At 70.7% G+C, this 1,039-nt stretch carries 1 protein-coding gene; it reads right to left on the reverse strand.

The window, feature by feature from the left end; genetic code table 11:
• Nucleotides 1-102: 102 nt before the first annotated feature.
• Nucleotides 103-867, reverse strand: coding sequence for a bestrophin-like domain (locus tag BZY54_RS48335; RefSeq protein WP_244217723.1), 765 nt, complete (start codon nt 865-867; stop codon nt 103-105).
• Between the last annotated feature and the right edge of the window lie 172 nt (nt 868-1,039).

A 1,039-nucleotide genomic window follows, 5' to 3' on the forward strand; every position in this document is an offset into this window, starting at 1 on the left:
GGAGGGGACGGTGTGGCGGGCCGCCTCGGGACGGCCCGTCCGGGATGGTGCGGGATGAAGGGACGTCAGTCTCCGTGAGGACGGTCGAACGGTGAGCGCCCGTCAGCCTCCGATGTGCGGGAACAGGTCGAGGAAGGGCCCCGCCGTCGCCGAGACCCCTCTGCTGTAGGGCGCGTCGAAGTCCCAGATCAGGAAGAGCAGGAAGGCGATCAGTGCGGAGAACAGTCCGGCCAGGACCAGCTCCCGTGTGGTCCGCCGGATCTGGAGGGCGAACACCATGCCGATGGTGACGGCGGCCCCGGAGAGCAGCCCGAACCAGACCACGGACGGCATGGTCGCCCCGGTCGAGTCGGCGCGGGCGGTGCGGGCCTGGTCGGCCGCGGTCACCTGGTCGACGAGCGGCTGGTAGGCCTGTGCCTCGAAGTCCGACGCCGGCCGGTAGTCGCTGACGTCCGCGCGGACCTTCTCGAGCAGCTGGTCGCCCCGCTGGGTGACATGGCCGTGGTCCGTCATCGTCTTCCACTCGGTGGTGACGACGTGTCCGACATAGGCGTTGACATCGGAACGGATCCGGTCACGGACGTCGGGCGGGTAGACCCGGACGCGCTCGGAGATCTCGTGCAGCGCCTGTGCCTCCGCCTGGACGTGGTCCTGGGCGGCGACGCGCGCCTCCCAGACACCAGCGATGGCCAGGCCCAGCACGATGGCATAGACCACGCCGATCCACATCGTCATGTACTCGATGACGTCCGGGGTCTCACTGGGATCGTCGTCCTCGGCCGCCGTGCGGTGCCGTACGAGGGTGATGACGACCACCACGGCACAGGCGGCCAGCATCGCGAGGACGAGAACAAGCCATTCCGACAACGGTTCCTCCAGGGGTCAGCGCGGGCGGAGCGCGGCGACGGCGGCCAGTGCGGGCACCGCGATGAGCAGGACGTAGGTGATGGGCGACGGTCCGTGCCGGGGCGCGCGCCGGTGCGGCTGCGGGTGGTAGCGCGGGTAGGACACCGGCTTCGCCGACGGGCGGGGCCGGGGC

This window comes from Streptomyces carpinensis, assembly GCF_002154505.1.
GTDB classification, from domain to species: Bacteria; Actinomycetota; Actinomycetes; order Streptomycetales; family Streptomycetaceae; genus Streptomyces; species Streptomyces carpinensis.